We start from the raw sequence: 15,989 nt of genomic DNA, 5'->3' as shown, positions 1-15,989 counted from the left end.
GGAGGGGCCACGCGGCCCCTCCGGTCTGGCGATTGTCAGAGGTTCGGGCACTGGTCGCCCGGATCCACGTCCTTGAACGACTTGACCACCTTGACCGAGCCGTCTTTCTGCACCTGGCCCAGATACATGGTCAGCGGCGCATGGTGCTGTTTCGACATGGTGATCGTGCCGCGTGGCCCCTTGTACGAGACCTCTCCCAGCGCCTTGAGCACCGGCCGCGTGTCGGTCGTGCCCGCCTTCTTCAGAGCTGCGGCGTAAAGGTAGACGCCCTCGTATTCCGGCACCGACAGGTCGTTCGGCGTGCGGGCCTTGTCGCCGAACTTCTTCTTCAGCGCGGCCATGAAATCCTTGTTGGCCGTGCTGTCGATCCCGGTGATGTAGGAGGCCGAGATCAGGATGCCCGCGGCATCGGCGCCCATGCTCTTGGCCGTGCCCTCGTCGACGGCAAGGTTGGCGTAGGGGATGGTGACGCCGGCGCTGCGCAGCTGCTTGGTCAGGGTGACGTTCGGCGCCCCGCCAGCAGTCGAGGTGATCAGCGCGTCGGCGCCCGAGGATTTCAGCTTGGAGATGATCGGCGTCCAGTCGGTGCCGTCCATGGGCAGGTATTCCTCGCCCACCACCTTGCCGCCGGTCTTGTCGATGTACTTCCGTGCGAACTCCAGCATGCCGCGGCCGAAAGCATAGTCGGACCCGATCAGGAAGTAGCTCTTGGCGCCCTCGGCCTTGAGGTAATCCACCACCGGCGGCACCTGTTGCTGCGGCACCCAGGCGTCGACATAGAGATAGGGCGAGCAGGAATGCCCCTCGTAGAACGAGGTGTAGATGTAGGGGATCTTGCCCTTGCCGACGATCGGAAGACCGGCGTTGCGCGCCGCGCTCGTCTCCATCGAGATTATGGCGTTCACGTTCTTCTGGAACACGAGCGAGTCGAACGCCTTCTGCGCCCCCACCGCGCCCGAGCCGTCATCGGCAACCACCACCTTCAGCTGACGGCCCAGCACGCCGCCCTTGGCGTTGATCTCGTCCACCGCAAGCTCGGCCGCCTGCACGACCGAGGGCGCAACGACCGAGTTGGCCCCCGACAGGCCCACCGGAATGCCGATCAGGAACGGTTCCTCGGCCATCGCGGGGCCGGCCAGCATGGTGGCTGCAAGAGCGGTAAGAAGAAGTCTCCGTTTCATCGTGTTTTCCCTGTTTCAGATGTTCTGGTTGGGTCGGAGGCCGGGGCCAGCGCAGGCCTCAGCCGTAGACATCGGTGCGGCGGTCGCCGAGGATGTTGTTGAATTCGTTGAGTTGTCTCTTCTCAGCCAGCGCCCCGGGGCTGACGCGGGCGATCAGGATCGCCTCGTCGGTGCGGGGGGCGGGGCCCGCCAGCGGCCAGCCCGTGGCGTCGAGGATCAGGCTCTGCCCGATGAAGGGCTGGCCGCGTTCGGTCCCCACGCGGTCGGCGCAGGCGATGTAGATCCCGTTGGAATGCGCCGCCGCCTTATGGAGCGCGTTGGCCATCGCCTCGACCCCGGGGTCCTGATCCGGCATCGGCACCCAGTTCGTGGGCACGCAGACGATCTCGGCCCCCGCAGCCGTTAGCGTGCGGAAGGTTTCGGGGAACCAGCCGTCGTAGCAGATCGCCATCCCGATCCGCCCGATCGGCGTGTCGAACACCGGCAACCCGAGGTTGCCCGGCTTGAAGAACAGTGTCTCGCGGTTCCACAGGTGCAGCTTGCGGTAGGCGCCGATGAAGCCCTCCGGCCCACAGAGCATGGCCGAGTTGTAGAACACCCCCTCCGCCGCCTCGGCGAGCCCCGAGACGATGTAGACCCCCAGCTCCCAGGCCAGTGCGATCAACCGCGCCGCACTTTCACCGTCGGGGATCGGGCGGGCAAGCCGCGCGGTTTCCTCCGGGCTTTCGAAGACATAGCCGCTGTCGGCGAGTTCCGGTAGAACGATCAACCCCGCGCCCCTGTCATGGGCGGTGCGGATCCGATCCTCCATCGCGTCGAGGTTGCGGTCGGGATCACCGAAGAGGGGTTCGTACTGGATGCAGGCGAGTGTGATGTCTGGGCGTTCCGCCATGAGCTCCTCAAAACGCAAAAAAGCCCCTGGCGCGGTCGCGACCGCGGATCAGGGGCTGCATAGCCAAGATGTGAGACGGCAACCTTGCCGTCGAGCAAACATGCTCTTGTTCGTTCAGGCTGACACGGCACCCCGACCCGTTCAAGACGAAGATATGGGCGAAGGAGCGGAAAATGCTCCTACTTTTTCGGCGCCCGTGAATCGCCGCGACCGAGGCCCAGCCGTGCCATGGTCTCGTAGGCCGCGACGATCTCCTCGGCGATGGAGATCAGCGTGACGCGCTCGGCCGTGGCCTGGTCGCGCAGAAGGCGGTAGGCCGCGTCTTCCTCCATCCCCTGCACGTCGATCAGCAGACGGATCGCCCGGTCGACCAGCCGGCGGCCCTTCAGCGTGTCCTCAAGCTTGCGGACCTTGGCCGAGAGTTGCGCCTCGTAGCGGTGGCGATAGAGCGCCAGGGTGAACTGGGTCAGGATGCCCAGGGGGCGCAGCGGCTTGCTCAGCACGCCATGGGCGTTCAGGTCGTAGATCGCCTTGAGCGTGGTCGGGCTCTCGTAGGTGGCGATGGCGATGAGGGCGAGGTCGCGCGCCTCGATCGTCGCCGCGATCTCCTCGACCGGGGCATCGTCGACGCTGACGAACAGCGTGTCGATCTCTTCGGGCAGGTGGCGCGGCACAGGCCAGGCCATCGCCACCTCGCAACCCAGCCGCCGGAGGTGGTCGCGCAACAGCGCGCCATCCTCGTCGTCGGGATGCAGGACAAGCACGCGGGCGCGCCGCAGCTCCTCCATGATCCGCCGCGCGCCCTTCATGCCCATTCCCTCAGAGACGCTTCCTCGAACCGCGTCGTGGCAAGGTAGGGATCGGGCCGCGTGGGGGCGCCCCCGCCCCAGACAATGTCGAACAGTCCGTCGGCCCGCACCCGGCCGATCCGCGGCGTCAGCCACAGGGGGCGGGTCTCGGGATCGACGCGCACCCGGCCCTCGGGCATGTCGAATTCCTCGCCCATCAGCGCGCGGCCGATGCGCCCGGGGTCCATCTGCCCCACCCGCGCCAGCCCTCGCGCGAAAAGGTGAACCTGCATGTAGGCCACCTCGGACCAGGTCGATGTCCGCTCTGCCGAGCCATAGCGGCCGTGGTAGGCGGCGGTGAAACGGCGGTTGGCGTCGTTCTCCAGCGTCTGGAAATAGGTGGCCGCGAGGATGTGGCCGTCGCAATGCGCGGGGCCGATATGGGCGATCTCGCTTTCCGCCATGGTCAGACTTGCCACCGGATGCGCGGCCCGGTCGATCCCGGCCCGGTCATAGAGCCGGTAGAAGGCATGGGCCGAGGTTCCGATCACGGTCGAGAACACCGCGTCGGGCCGGGCGATGCGGATGGCGTCGATCAACTCTTCCACCGCCGGACCGGTGGCGCCGAGGGGAAGGTAGACCTCTCCCGCCACCTCGCCGCCCTTCGATTCGATCAGGTCCCGCATCACGCGGTTCGATTCGCGCGGGAAGATGTAATCCGAGCCCACGAAGAAGATCCGCCGCCCATGATGCGCCAGCAGGTATTCGGCCAGCGGCAGGCAGGTCTGGTTCAGCGTGGCGCCGGTGTAGAGCAGGTTCTCGCAATATTCGAACCCCTCGTACATCGAGGGGTAGAACAGCAGGCCGTTGTAGCGCTCGATGATCGGCAGCACCGCCTTGCGGCTGGCCGAGGTGGAGCAGCCGAAGATCACGTCGATCTCGTCTTCCGCCAGCATCCGCCGGGCGAGCGCGCGGAAGGCCGCGCTTTCCGCCCCGGGGTCGTAGCTGACGGGTACCAGGGGCCGCCCGAGAACACCGCCCGCTTCGTTGATCTCCTCGACCGCGAGGAGCGTGCCGCGCAGATGGTCGCGCTCGGTCACGTGCGTCGTCCCGCTTTGCGAGAAGAGTACGCCGATACGCCAGCCGTCCTGGGTTTCCGATGCCAACCGCCTGCCCTTTCGCTCCCGTCCAGTGCCGGGTTCGGCAGGACTCCTCCGACTGATAGCGCAACGGCGCGGCAGGCCCAAGCCGCTCTGCCCGGGCGCCGAGGGCGGGGCGCGGATCGCGATGGCGGCCGGGCCCGCGAAGGCCCGGCCGCCGGAACAGGGGGGACGCGGGAGGTGTCCGTTCCCGCGCGTCGGCCTCAGCCGTCCTTGTAGTAGTAGCTGTAGCCGTTCAGCGCCGGCGCGCCGCCGAGGTGGGCGTAGAGCACGCGCGACCCCTTGGGGAAGAACCCCTTGCGGGTCAGGTCGATCAGGCCCTGCATCGATTTCCCCTCGTAGACCGGGTCGGTCATCATGGCCTCGGTCTGCGCCGCGAGGCGGATCGCGTCGTTGGTTTCCTCGGAGGGCACGCCGTAGGCCGGGTAGGCGTAATCCTCGTTGATGACGATCTCGTCGTCGCGGACCTTGCGGCCAAGACCCACGAGATCGGCCGTGTTGTCGACGATCCCGCGCACCTGCGCGCGGGTCTGTTCCGGCGTGGCCGAGGCGTCGATGCCGATCACCCGGTCGGCGCGGTCTTGCGCGGCGAAACCCACGATCATGCCGCCCTGGGTCGAGCCGGTGACGACGCAGACGACGATGTAGTCGAAGGTGAACCCCAGCGACTTCTCCTGCTCGGCCACTTCCTCGGCGAAGCCGATGTAGCCCAGGGCGCCGTACTTGTGCACCGAGGCGCCGGCAGGAATGGCGTAGGGCTTGCCGCCCGAATCCTTGACCGACTGGATCGCGTCTTCCCAGCTCTTGCGGATGCCGATGTCGAAACCGTCCTCGACCAGCCGGCTGTCGGCGCCCATCAGGCGGGTCATCAGGATGTTGCCGACGCGGTCATAGACGGCATCGTAATGCGGCACCCACTTTTCCTGGATCACCACGCATTTCATGCCGATCTTGGCCGCCGTCGCCGCGACCATCCGGGTGTGGTTCGACTGCACGCCACCGATGGACACAAGCGTGTCGGCGCCCGAGGCGATGGCATCCGGCACGATGTATTCCAGCTTGCGCAGCTTGTTGCCGCCCATTGCCAGGCCCGAGTTGCAGTCGTCGCGCTTGGCATAGATCTCGACCTCGCCCCCCAGCGCCGCGCTGAGACGCGGAAGGTGTTCGATCGGGGTCGGGCCGAAGGTCAGCGGGTAGCGCTCGAATTTGTCGAGCAGGGACATGAGGAACTCCTTGTTGGGTCGTATCACATGCCGCCAGACTAGCGAAAACTTGGTGAAATGTGCTTTCCAAATGGCCTCATATTTTTCTATTATAAAAAATCATTGGCACTTTATTTCTACCTTACTTCTCATAATGGGGCGAGTTTTTGGAAGATTCTTCCACCCATGACATCGACAGAATCGACCGCAACATCCTGCGGCTTCTGCAGCAGGACGGGCGGCTGACCAATGCCGAGATCGCAGAGCGGGTGAACATCAGCCCGGCGACCTGCCATCGGCGGATCCGGCGGCTCTTCGACGGGGGGCATGTGATGGGCGTGCGCGGACGGATCAATCCGCAGTCGATCGGGCTGGGCACGCTGGTGATGGTCGGCGTCGTACTGGACCGCTCGACCCCCGACAGCTTTGCCGCCTTCGAAGAAGCGGTGACCGGGATGAAGGAGCTGCTGGACTGTCACCTCGTCGCCGGGGATTTCGATTACCTGCTGAAGATCCGGGTGCGCGACATGGCCGATTTCAACCTGCTGCACAGCCGGATGCTGATCGCCCTGCCCGGGGTGCGCCAGATCCGCAGCTTCTTCGTCATGAAGGAGGTGAAGGACAACGCGCCGCTTCCGCTCTGAACGCCGCGCGGCGGGGCGTCGGTCCGCACGTGTGTGTTGGGGGGCGAGTTAAACCTTGCCCGATGCCGCAGCTTCCTCTATCGGCCACAACTATTGTAATGCAATAATGGCATCTGATGAGCAGTAACGATTCCCCGAAGCGCGATGCCTTGATGATCGCCTCCCTTTTCCGCGCGACAGAAGTGATGGAGCTGTTCTCGCGGCCCCCCCACGCCTTGGGCCTGACAGAGGTCGCCAGGCAGACGGGGATGGAACGCAGCGCGGTGCAAAGGGTGCTCTACACCCTGCACGCGGCGGGATGGCTGCACAAGGATCCGGTCTCGCGGCGCTATTCCCCTTCGATCCGGTTTCTCGAAGGGGCGTTCGGCTACCTCGTCTCGGATCCGCTGATGCAGAATGCCTCACCGCATGTCATCTCGCTCTCGCGCGAGACCCGCGAGACGGTGAACGTCGCGCGGCTGGATGGCACCGACATCGTCTATGTCTCCCGTCTTCCGGCACGGCGCGCGGCCTATGTTTCAACGGTGGTCGGCAGGCGGCTGCCGGCGCTGAACACCTCGTCGGGGCGGGCCGTGCTGTCGACCCGCTCCGAGGCCGAGATCGACGAGGCCTGCGCCACCTGGCCGCTGGGCACCTATCTTGCCACCACGACCACGGACCGCACGCTGATCCGCGACCAGATCCACGAGGCCCGCGCCGTGGGCTATGCCGTCGCCGAAGAGCAGCTGCTGCCGAACGAGCTCGATATCGCGGCACCGATCCGGGACCTCTCGGGCGTGGCGATCGGCTCCGTCCAGATCGCCGTGTCGAACCTGCGCTGGGATCGCGCGCGCCTGCGCACGGAGCTGGCCCCTGCCCTCGTCGATGCCTCCAAGGCGATCACGCCCCCCCAGGACACCCGGGACTGAGAATCGAATTTATTTCATTGCAATAACCGAAATACGCATAGCGTTAACAAGGTGCGAAAAATTCCGTCATTCGGAACCTTTTGCTGACGTGACAGCGGTCAATTGACGCAGCTGACGCCAAGATCACGGACTTGAGAGTTCCCGCTCAGCCTGCGGCACACCCATCGTTGGATCAGGGCCCCGCAGATGGGTCCGCATCACCGAACGCAACAGGGAAAGACTATGACCTCACATTCTTCGCCATCCGTCTGGATGGCCTCGATTGGCGCTGCCGTGCTCTCGTCCGTCGTGGCCTTCGGTAGCCCCGCGCGCGCCGAGACCACGATCACGGCGGTCATGGAATCGGGCGTCCGCGTGACCGACCCGATCCTGACCACCGCGCATATCACGCGCGACTTCGCCTACATGATCTACGACACGCTGCTGGGCATGAACTCGAAATTCGAGGTCGAGCCGCAAATGGCCTCGGTCAAGATTTCGGACGACAAGCTGACCTACACCTTCACCCTGCGCGACGGGCTGAAATGGCATGACGGCAGCGACGTGAAGCCCGACGATTGCGTGGCATCGCTGGAACGCTGGATGAAGCGCGACAGCGGCGGGCAGCTGATCCACGACGATATGGCCTCGCTCAAGGTCACCGGCGACAAGACCTTTGCCCTGACGCTGAAGAAGCCCTTCGCACCGGCGCTGCAGATCCTGGCCAAGCCGTCGTCGCTGGTGCCCTTCATGATGCCGAAGAAGGTGGCCGAGACGCCCGCCGACCAGCCGATCAAGGGCTTCGACGGCTCGGGCCCGTTCAAGGTGGTCGACTTCAAGCCCGGCGTGAAGGTCGTCTTCGAGAAGTTCAAGGACTACAAGCCCGCGCCCGGCAAGGCGGATTGGTTCGCGGGGGGCAAGGTCGCCGATGTGGACAAGGTCGTGTGGGAAACGATGCCCGACAGCCAGACCGCAATCAACGCGCTGATGTCGGGGGAGATCGACTTCTACCAGACGCCCTCCTACGATCTTCTGCCGGTGCTGCAGGCCAACCCGGAACTTACCGTCAAGGTGATGGACAAGACCGGCAGCCAGTTCATCGGCCGGATGAATTTCCTCTACCCGCCGTTCAACAACAAGAAGCTGCGCCAGGCGGCGCTGGCGGCCTTCGACCAGAAGGACTTTCTCGACGCCGCGGTCGGTCACCCCGAATACTTCCAGAAATGTGGCGCGACGATGGGCTGCGGCACGCCCTACGGCTTCGCCGATGGATCAGAGACACTGACTCATGGCGGCGACATGGCGAAGGCCAAGAAGCTGCTGAAGGAAGGCGGCTACGACGGCACGCCGATTGTGATCCTGCAACCGACGGACAACGCCTCGATCACCACACAGCCGCTGGTCGCGGCGCAGCTGCTGCGCAAGGCCGGCTTCAAGGTGAAGCTCGAGCCGATGGACTGGCAGTCGGTGGTGATCCGACGGGCGAGCAAGGCCAAGCCCTCGGAAGGCGGCTGGAACATGTTCTTCACCGGCTGGGAGATCCCCGAGATCAACACGCCGCTGAACAACCCGATGCTGAACGCCCGCGGCGACCAGGCCTGGTTCGGCTGGCCCAAGGACGAGAAGTTCGAAGGCCTGCGTAAAGAGTTCATGGACGCCAGCGACGAAGCCGGGCGCAAGGCCGCGGCCGAGAAGATCCAGTCCTACGCGATGGATGACGTGCTGTTCGTGCCGCTGGGCCAGTACACCTCGCCCTGGGCATGGTCGAACAAGCTTTCGGGCATCCCGGACACGCCCTTCCCGGTGTTCTGGGGCGTCTCGAAGAAGGACTGATCTTCGGTCCTGACGGCGCGCGCAGGGGTCTTCCTTCCCTCCCCCCGCGCGCGCCGACCCCTCCCGGTCAAGGAGCCTCTTCTCATGCGCGGCTACATCACACGGCGTGTCCTCGCCACGATCCCGGTCCTTCTGGTGGTCGCGGTCTTCGTCTTCCTGCTCTTGCGGCTGACACCCGGCGACCCCGCGGCGATCATCGCGGGCGACACCGCGACCGACGCCCAGATCGCGGCGATCCGGCACAACCTCGGGCTCGATCAGCCGATCGTGGTGCAGTTCGCGCTCTGGGTCGGCCAGTTGCTGCATGGCAATTTGGGCACCTCTATCCTGTCGGGAAAGACCGTCGCGTCGCTGATCGCCGACCGCGCGCCCCCGACGATCTGGCTGGCGACGATCACCATGGTGCTGACGATCGTCGTCGCGGTGCCGATGGGCGTGCTGGCCGCCTGGCGCCACAAGACATGGGTGGATCACCTGATCATGTCGCTGTCGGTGCTTGGCTTTTCCGTTCCGGTCTTCGTCATCGGCTACCTGCTGATCGGCCTGTTCGCGGTCGACCTGCACTGGTTCCCGGTGCAGGGCTACACCCCCCCGAGCCAGGATTTCTGGGCCTTCCTGCAAAAGATGATCCTGCCCGCGATCACGCTGGCCTCGATCTATGTCGCGCTGATCGCACGGATGACGCGCGCCAGCCTTCTGGACGTGCTGGGCGAGGATTACGTCCGCACCGCCCGCGCCAAGGGGATCGCCGAGCGCAAGGTGCTGTTCCGCCACGCCCTGCGCAATGCCGCAATCCCGGTGATGACGGTGATCGGCACCGGCTTTGCCCTGCTGATCTCGGGCGTGGTGGTCACCGAAAGCGTGTTCAACATCCCCGGCCTCGGCCGGCTGACGGTCGATGCGATCTTTTCGCGCGACTACCCGACGATCCAGGCGCTGATCCTGCTGACCTCGGGGATCTACATCGCGGTCAACCTGCTGATCGACCTGTCCTACACCCTGCTCGACCCGAGGATCCGCTACTGATGGCCTCTGAGACCACCCCCATCCGCGCGCGTCTGCGCCTGCCCACACACCTGCTCCGCCCGGGCGGCGGCGGCTTCGGCATGGTGCCGATGATCGCCTCGGTCGTGCTGGCGCTAATCGTGCTCGCCGCGCTGTTCGCGCCCTTCATCACGCTGCACGACCCGGTGCAGATGTCTCCCGCCCAGCGGCTGAAACCACCCTCGGCCGGCTTTCCCCTGGGCACCGACGCCTATGGCCGCGACCTGATGGCAAGGGTGATCTACGGTGCGCGGGTCTCGCTGATCATCGGGATCGGGGCGTCGATCTGCTCGGTGGTGATCGGCCTCGCCATCGGCCTCGTGTCGGGCTTCTTCCGCTACGCGGACGCGGTGGTCATGCGGATCATGGACGGGCTGATGGCGATGCCCTCTGTCCTTCTGGCGATCGCCATCGTCTCGCTGGTAGGCCCGTCGATCTGGACCGTGATGTTCGCCATCACCATCCCCGAGATCCCCCGCGTCGTGCGCCTCGTGCGGTCCATCGTGCTGGCCGCGCGGGATGAACCCTATGTCGAGGCCGCGATCGCCGCGGGCACCTCGCTGCCCCGCATCTTGTGGCGGCACCTGATGCCCAACACCTTCGCGCCGCTGTCGGTACAGGCCACCTATGTCTGCGCCTCGGCGATCCTGACAGAGGCGATCCTGTCCTTCCTGGGCGCCGGGGTCTCCACCGAGACGCCGACCTGGGGCAACATCATGGCCGAGGGGCGGATGTATTTCCTGATCAAACCGGAACTCATCTTCTGGCCCGGCCTCGCGCTGTCGCTGTGCATCCTGTCGATCAACCTGATCGGGGACGCCGCCCGCGACATCCTCGACCCCCGCATGGCCCGCCGCAAGGAGTGACCCACATGCCAGCCGTGAATATCGAAAACCTGCGCGTGGCCGTCACCCGCGGCGGCCCCGAGGTCGTCAAGGGCATCTCACTGACCATCGAACGGGGCGAGACAGTGTGCCTTGTGGGCGAAAGCGGATCGGGCAAATCCGTCACCTCGCTGGCCGCGATGGGCCTTCTGCCCAAGGGCAGCCTGGAGATTCGGGGCGGCAAGATCGAGATCGACGGCGAGGATGCGCTGGCCGCCTCCCCCGCCGCGCTGCGCCGGATGCGGGCCTCGAAGATGGCGATGATCTTTCAGGAGCCGATGACCGCGCTGAACCCGGTGATGCGGGTGGGCGACCAGATCGACGAGGTGCTCAAGGAGCACACGAAGATGCCCGCGCCGGAGCGCGAGAAGCGGGTGCTCGACATCCTCGAACAGGTGGGCCTGCCCGACATCGCGCGCGTCCGGATGAGCTTTCCGCACCAGCTTTCGGGCGGGCAGCGCCAGCGCATCATGATCGCCATGGCGCTGGTGCTGGAACCCGTCCTGCTGATCGCCGACGAACCCACGACCGCGCTGGACGTGACGACGCAGAAACAGATCCTGAAGCTGATCAAGGACTTGCAGGTGGACCACGGCACTGCGGTGCTGTTCATCACCCACGACATGGGCGTGGTGTCGGAAATCGCCGACCGGGTCTATGTGATGAACCACGGCGACATGGTCGAGGATGGACCGATCGGCGCCCTGCTGCGCACGCCGCAGAAGGAATACACGCGCAAGCTCCTTTCCGCGGTGCCCTCGCTGGTGCCCCGCCCGGGGCGGGAAAAGCCGCAGAAGGCGCCGGTTCTCGACGTCAACAACCTTGAAAAGATCTATGGCGCGACCAGCCTTTTCGCCAAGGCGGCGGGGACGCGCGCGGTGGATGACGTCAGCTTCAACATCCTGCCCGGCCGCACGCTGGGGATCGTCGGCGAAAGCGGCTCGGGCAAGTCGACCGTGGCGCGCTGCATCATGCGGCTGATCGACCCGAGCAAGGGGCAGGTCCGCATCGACGGCACCGACATCGTGGGGTTTTCCCGGCAGGGGCTACAGCCGCACCGAGCCAAGTTCCAGATGGTGTTTCAGGATCCCTACCGCTCGCTCAATCCGCGGCTGACGGTGGGAGAAAGCATCATCGAGGCGCCTGTGAACTACGGCATTTCCCGCACCCTGGCGATGGAGCGCGCGCGCGAATTGATGGTCGAGGTGGGCCTGCCCGCCGACGCCGTGGGGCGCTATCCGCACCAGTTCTCGGGCGGGCAGCGCCAGCGCATCGCCATCGCCCGCGCAGTGGCGATGGAGCCGAAATTGCTGGTCGCGGACGAGGCCGTCTCGGCCCTGGACGTCTCGGTCCAGGCGCAGGTGCTGGACCTTCTGGACCGGCTGCAACGCAAGTCGGGCTTCGGCATGCTGTTCATCACCCACGACCTGCGGGTCGCGGCCCAGATCTGCGACGAGGTGGTGGTGATGAGCCGCGGCAAGATCGTCGAGGCCGGCCCCGCCGACCGCGTTCTGGGTGCGCCGTCCGATCCCTACACAAGGTCGCTGATCGACGCGGCGCCCGGACGCGACTGGGATTTCGCCAATTTCCGGCCCATGGCCAGGGCGGAGGGCGCATGATGGCAAAGCGTGTCGCTGTCGGCGGTTTCCTGCATGAAACCAACACTTTCGCCCCCACCAAGGCCGGGCTTGACGATTTCCTCGGCGGCTCGGGCGCGATCCCGATGAGCCGGGGCGACCAGATCCTCGCGATCCCGCCCACCGCCAACCAGTCGATCGCCGGCGCCCTGGCCCATGCCGCCCGCGTGGGGTGGGAGGTGGTGCCGACGCTCTGGTGCGCGGCCAGCCCCTCGGCCCACGTGACGGAGGAGGCCTACGAGACGATCACCGCCGAGATCATCGGCCGGATCGCCGCCGCGCTGCCGCTCGACGGGATCTACCTCGACCTGCACGGCGCGATGGTGGCCGAACATGTCGACGACGGCGAGGGAGAGCTTCTGGCGCGGCTACGTGCCGTGGTGGGCGACATCCCGATCGTCGTCAGCCTCGATCTTCACGCCAACGTCACGCCGCGGATGGTCGAGACGGCCGATGTCCTCGACAGCTACCGCACATACCCGCATGTCGACATGCGCGAGACCGGGGCGCGCGGCGCGCGGGCGCTTGACCTTCTGATGGCGGGCGAGTCGCTGGAAAAGGCCTTTCTCCAGGCGCCCTACCTCTCGGCCATCTCGTGGCAATGCACCGACATGGAGCCCGCCCGCGGCCTCTACGCCGAGATGGAGGAGCTGGGCGCGGGCCTGCCCTCCATCAGCTTCAACATGGGGTTCCCGGCCGCGGATTTCGCCGATTGCGGCATGTCCGTCACCGCCTACGGCCCCGGCGCGACCGAAACGGCCCGCGCGCTGATGGACCGGATCGAGGCGGCCGAACCCGCCTTTGCCGGCGAAGTGTTGACACCCTCCGAGGCCGTGGCCCGCGCCAAGGATCTGGCGCAGGCGGCCACCCGGCCGGTGATCATCGCCGACACGCAGGACAACCCCGGCGCGGGCGGCGACAGCAACACCACCGGCATGCTGCACGCGCTGATCGCGGCGCGGGCCGAGAATGCCCTGCTCGGCGGGCTTTACGATCCGCAGGCGGCGATGGCGGCCCATGCCGTGGGGGTGGGCGCGGAAGTGGAGATCACGCTGGGCGGCCAGTCGGGTGGCGACCCGCCGGTCGCGGCGCGCTTCACGGTCGAGGCGCTCTCGGACGGCGTGTTCGAGGCGAAGGGCCCCTATTACGGCCGGCGCCGCATGACCCTTGGCCCCTCGGCCGCGCTACGCATCGGTGGTGTCCGGATCGCGGTGGTCTCGGCCAAGTGCCAGATGGCCGACCGCGAGATCTTCCGCCACCTCGGCTTGCATCCCGAGGAGGCCTCGATCATCGTCGTGAAAAGCTCGGTCCATTTCCGGGCCGATTTCGCGCCCATCGCCGAAACCATCCTCGTTGCCGCCGCCCCCGGCCCGATGGCCGTCGACCCGGCCCTTCTGCCCTGGCGCCGGCTGCGCCCCGGATTACGGCTTTCCCCCGGGGGAGCCGCGTTTTCACCAGACGACCTGTCCTCCAAGGAGACCCAGAATGCCAACGCTTGAGCGCATCGAAGCCTTTGCCGACGACCTGACCGCGATCCGCCGCGATTTCCACGAACACCCGGAGCTGGGGTTCCAGGAGGTGCGGACCTCGGGCAAGGTCGCCGAGATGCTGGAAAGCTGGGGGATCGAGGTCACCCGCGGCATCGGCAAGACCGGCGTGATCGGCGTGCTGGAAGGCAACCGACCGGGCAAGACCATCGGGTTGCGCGCCGACATGGACGCCCTGCCGATCCATGAGCAGACCAACCTGCCCTATGCCTCGAAGACCCCCGGCGTGATGCATGCCTGTGGCCACGACAGCCACACGACGATGCTCTTGGGGGCCGCGCGCTACCTCGCCGAGACCCGCGATTTCGCAGGCAAGGCGGTGTTCATCTTCCAGCCGGCGGAAGAGGGCCTGGGCGGTGCGCGGGCGATGATCGCCGACGGGCTTTTCGACAAGTTCCCCTGTGACGAGCTCTACGGCATCCACAACTCGCCCTTCCACGATCCGGGCGTCTTCGGGGTGAAGAAGGGCGCGGCCATGGCGGGGGCCGATTTCTTCGACATCACGATCACCGGAAAGGGTAGCCACGGCGCCCGGCCCGAGGGGTCGAAGGACCCGGTGGTGATCGGCGCGGGGCTGGTGAAGGAGATCCAGTCCATCGTCTCGCGCAATCTGCCGCCGACCCATCCGGTGGTGGTGTCGATCACCCAGTTCCACGCAGGGTCCGCCTACAACGTCATCCCCGAGACGGGCACGCTGTCGGGCACCGTGCGGTACTTCGACATCGAGGACGAGAAGCTGGTGGCGGAACGGATGCGGGCGATCTGCGCGGGTTTCGCGATCGCCCATGACTGCCAGATCGACGTGGACATCCGCAACGTCTTCGACGTGCTGATGAACGACGACCAGCGCTCCGATGACCTGCTGGCCGCGGCCACCGATGTGGTGGGGCCCGAGAAGGCGCAGCTCAAGGACGACCTTGCCATGGGGTCCGAGGACATGGCCGACATGCTGCGCATCGTGCCCGGTGCCTATGCCACGCTGGGCCATGGCGGCAACGTGGCGCTGCACAACCCTGCTTTCGTCTTCGACGACGAGGCGCTGCCGGTGGGGGCCTCGTTCTTTGCACGCATGGTCGAGATGCGGGGGGCGGCATGACCCTGCCCGACCTGCCCTTCGACGAAGACGCGATGATCGCGGGGCTGAAGCCGTGGGTGGAATGCGAAAGCCCCACCTACGACCCCGCCGCGGTGGGTCGAATGATGGAGATGGTCGCCTTCGACTGCGCCCAGATGGGCGCGCAGGTCGAGATGCTTCCGCCCCGCGGCGGTTGCGGCCCCTCGGTCCGCGCCCGCATGCCGCACGCCGACATGGGCGCGCCTGGGATCCTGGTGTCGGGCCATTTCGACACGGTCCACCCGGTGGGCACCTTGGCGAAGAACCCGTTCCGGCAGGAGGGCGGCAAGGTCTACGGCCCCGGCATCCTCGACATGAAGGGCGGCAATTACATCGCGCTGGAGGCGATGCGGCAGCTGATGGCCGCGGGGATGGAGACGCCCCTGCCCGTCACCTATCTCTTCACCCCGGACGAAGAGATCGGCACCCCCGCCACCCGCAGCCTGATCGAGAACGAGGCGCTGCGCAATCGCTACTTCCTCTGCCCCGAGCCCGCGCTGCCGGACAACGGGGTGACGACCGGGCGCTACGCCATCGCCCGGTTCGAGATCACCGCCGAGGGCAAGCCCAGCCATGCGGGCGCCAAGCTCAAGGACGGCGTATCGGCGGTGCGCGAACTGGCGCGCCGGATCCTCGAGATCGAGGAGATGACGTCCGACAGCTGCACCTTCTCGGTCAATGACGTGACCTCGGGCCGATGGGTGAACTGCGTGCCCAGCCATGCCCGGGCGCAGGTCCTGTCGATGGCCAAGGAGCAGGCCGATCTCGACACGGGCGTCGCACGGATGCTGGCGATGGCCGGCACCCGCAACGGCGTGACCTTCAGCGTGCGCGAGACGGTCACCCGCCCGGTCTGGGAAAACGGCCGGCCGGAGACCATGGCGCTCTATCACGTCGCCAAGGAGCTGGCCGGGAAGATGGGCCAGGATCTGCCCTGCTTCTCCTCCGGCGGCGGGTCGGATGCGAACTTCTCGGGCGCGCTTGGGGTGGCTTCGCTCTGCTCTCTGGGGCTGGCGGGCGACGGGTTCCATACGCTCAGCGAGCATATCGACACGGACAGCCTGATCCCCCGGGCCCGCCTCTTCGCCGGGCTGCTGGCCACGCTCCGGGCCTGAGGCCTGGCCCTCTCGCCGCGCCGCCTGCGAGCCCCACCCCCACCGTGCCGCTGGAACTTGG

General features: G+C 66.5%; 14 protein-coding genes. 9 read left to right on the top strand and 5 right to left on the bottom strand.

The features are described from left to right. Nucleotides 1-35: 35 nt before the first annotated feature. The 5 genes from CVV76_RS00375 to CVV76_RS00355 all read right to left on the bottom strand — a co-directional run bounded on the left by CVV76_RS00375 (nt 36) and on the right by CVV76_RS00355 (nt 5,244). On the bottom strand, nt 36-1,181 hold the full coding sequence (locus tag CVV76_RS00375) for a substrate-binding protein (protein WP_102222635.1): 1,146 nt from the start codon (nt 1,179-1,181) through the stop codon (nt 36-38). A 58-nt stretch (nt 1,182-1,239) separates the two neighbouring features. Continuing rightward, nucleotides 1,240-2,073, bottom strand: coding sequence for a nitrilase family protein (locus tag CVV76_RS00370; RefSeq protein WP_102222634.1), 834 nt, complete (start codon nt 2,071-2,073; stop codon nt 1,240-1,242). 179 nt (nt 2,074-2,252) lie between these two features. Further along, nucleotides 2,253-2,882, bottom strand: a complete 630-nt coding sequence (locus CVV76_RS00365) for an ANTAR domain-containing response regulator (RefSeq protein ID WP_102222920.1) — start codon at nt 2,880-2,882, stop codon at nt 2,253-2,255. Further along, entirely contained in the window at nt 2,879-4,027 is a 1,149-nt protein-coding gene (locus tag CVV76_RS00360) for a transporter substrate-binding domain-containing protein (protein WP_102222633.1), read from the bottom strand. Before CVV76_RS00360 ends, CVV76_RS00365 begins: the two co-directional genes overlap by 4 nt. A 197-nt stretch (nt 4,028-4,224) precedes the next feature. Then, nucleotides 4,225-5,244, bottom strand: coding sequence for a 1-aminocyclopropane-1-carboxylate deaminase (locus CVV76_RS00355; RefSeq protein ID WP_102222632.1), 1,020 nt, complete (start codon nt 5,242-5,244; stop codon nt 4,225-4,227). Nucleotides 5,245-5,390: 146 nt separating this feature from the next. Here CVV76_RS00355 and CVV76_RS00350 point away from each other — a divergent pair, with 146 nt between their 5' ends. From CVV76_RS00350 to CVV76_RS00310, 9 genes are all read left to right on the top strand, one after another. After that, nucleotides 5,391-5,867 carry an Lrp/AsnC family transcriptional regulator gene (locus CVV76_RS00350; protein ID WP_102222631.1) on the top strand — a complete coding sequence of 159 codons (477 nt, stop codon included), beginning with the start codon at nt 5,391-5,393 and terminating at the stop codon, nt 5,865-5,867. Nucleotides 5,868-6,019: 152 nt separating this feature from the next. Further along, nucleotides 6,020-6,775 carry an IclR family transcriptional regulator gene (locus CVV76_RS00345; RefSeq protein WP_158243079.1) on the top strand — a complete coding sequence of 252 codons (756 nt, stop codon included), beginning with the start codon at nt 6,020-6,022 and terminating at the stop codon, nt 6,773-6,775. Nucleotides 6,776-6,997: 222 nt separating this feature from the next. Next, complete coding sequence (locus CVV76_RS00340) at nt 6,998-8,587, top strand: ABC transporter substrate-binding protein (RefSeq protein WP_102222629.1); 1,590 nt, start codon at nt 6,998-7,000, stop codon at nt 8,585-8,587. Nucleotides 8,588-8,671: 84 nt separating this feature from the next. Then, a complete protein-coding gene (locus CVV76_RS00335; RefSeq protein ID WP_102222628.1) occupies nt 8,672-9,613 on the top strand; it encodes an ABC transporter permease in 942 nt (313 codons plus the stop codon). Between the two features lie 80 nt (nt 9,614-9,693). Continuing rightward, on the top strand, nt 9,694-10,497 hold the full coding sequence (locus CVV76_RS00330; protein WP_233192667.1) for an ABC transporter permease: 804 nt from the start codon (nt 9,694-9,696) through the stop codon (nt 10,495-10,497). Nucleotides 10,498-10,502: 5 nt separating this feature from the next. Next, nucleotides 10,503-12,134 carry an ABC transporter ATP-binding protein gene (locus CVV76_RS00325; RefSeq protein ID WP_102222626.1) on the top strand — a complete coding sequence of 544 codons (1,632 nt, stop codon included), beginning with the start codon at nt 10,503-10,505 and terminating at the stop codon, nt 12,132-12,134. Then, entirely contained in the window at nt 12,134-13,651 is a 1,518-nt protein-coding gene (locus tag CVV76_RS00320) for a M81 family metallopeptidase (protein WP_102222919.1), read from the top strand. Before CVV76_RS00325 ends, CVV76_RS00320 begins: the two co-directional genes overlap by 1 nt. Next, on the top strand, nt 13,638-14,795 hold the full coding sequence (locus CVV76_RS00315) for a M20 aminoacylase family protein (RefSeq protein WP_102222625.1): 1,158 nt from the start codon (nt 13,638-13,640) through the stop codon (nt 14,793-14,795). The genes CVV76_RS00320 and CVV76_RS00315 overlap by 14 nt, the downstream gene beginning before the upstream one ends. Then, nucleotides 14,792-15,928, top strand: coding sequence for a M20/M25/M40 family metallo-hydrolase (locus tag CVV76_RS00310; protein WP_102222624.1), 1,137 nt, complete (start codon nt 14,792-14,794; stop codon nt 15,926-15,928). The genes CVV76_RS00315 and CVV76_RS00310 overlap by 4 nt, the downstream gene beginning before the upstream one ends. Nucleotides 15,929-15,989: the final 61 nt, after the last annotated feature.

Source organism: Acidimangrovimonas sediminis (assembly GCF_002871005.1).
Classification (GTDB): domain Bacteria; phylum Pseudomonadota; class Alphaproteobacteria; order Rhodobacterales; family Rhodobacteraceae; genus Acidimangrovimonas; species Acidimangrovimonas sediminis.
The sequence above is the reverse complement of the archived record's forward strand: the minus strand, read 5'-3'. Positions and strand labels throughout refer to the sequence as shown.

Coding starts and splice junctions, on each gene's coding strand:
- CVV76_RS00375 (WP_102222635.1), bottom strand. CDS start 1,181: ATGAAACGGAGACTTCTTCTTACCGCTCTTGCAGCCACCATGCTGGCC.
- CVV76_RS00370 (WP_102222634.1), bottom strand. CDS start 2,073: ATGGCGGAACGCCCAGACATCACACTCGCCTGCATCCAGTACGAACCC.
- CVV76_RS00365 (WP_102222920.1), bottom strand. CDS start 2,882: ATGAAGGGCGCGCGGCGGATCATGGAGGAGCTGCGGCGCGCCCGCGTG.
- CVV76_RS00355 (WP_102222632.1), bottom strand. CDS start 5,244: ATGTCCCTGCTCGACAAATTCGAGCGCTACCCGCTGACCTTCGGCCCG.
- CVV76_RS00345 (WP_158243079.1), top strand. CDS start 6,020: ATGATCGCCTCCCTTTTCCGCGCGACAGAAGTGATGGAGCTGTTCTCG.
- CVV76_RS00340 (WP_102222629.1), top strand. CDS start 6,998: ATGACCTCACATTCTTCGCCATCCGTCTGGATGGCCTCGATTGGCGCT.
- CVV76_RS00335 (WP_102222628.1), top strand. CDS start 8,672: ATGCGCGGCTACATCACACGGCGTGTCCTCGCCACGATCCCGGTCCTT.
- CVV76_RS00330 (WP_233192667.1), top strand. CDS start 9,694: ATGGTGCCGATGATCGCCTCGGTCGTGCTGGCGCTAATCGTGCTCGCC.
- CVV76_RS00325 (WP_102222626.1), top strand. CDS start 10,503: ATGCCAGCCGTGAATATCGAAAACCTGCGCGTGGCCGTCACCCGCGGC.
- CVV76_RS00320 (WP_102222919.1), top strand. CDS start 12,134: ATGGCAAAGCGTGTCGCTGTCGGCGGTTTCCTGCATGAAACCAACACT.
- CVV76_RS00315 (WP_102222625.1), top strand. CDS start 13,638: ATGCCAACGCTTGAGCGCATCGAAGCCTTTGCCGACGACCTGACCGCG.
- CVV76_RS00310 (WP_102222624.1), top strand. CDS start 14,792: ATGACCCTGCCCGACCTGCCCTTCGACGAAGACGCGATGATCGCGGGG.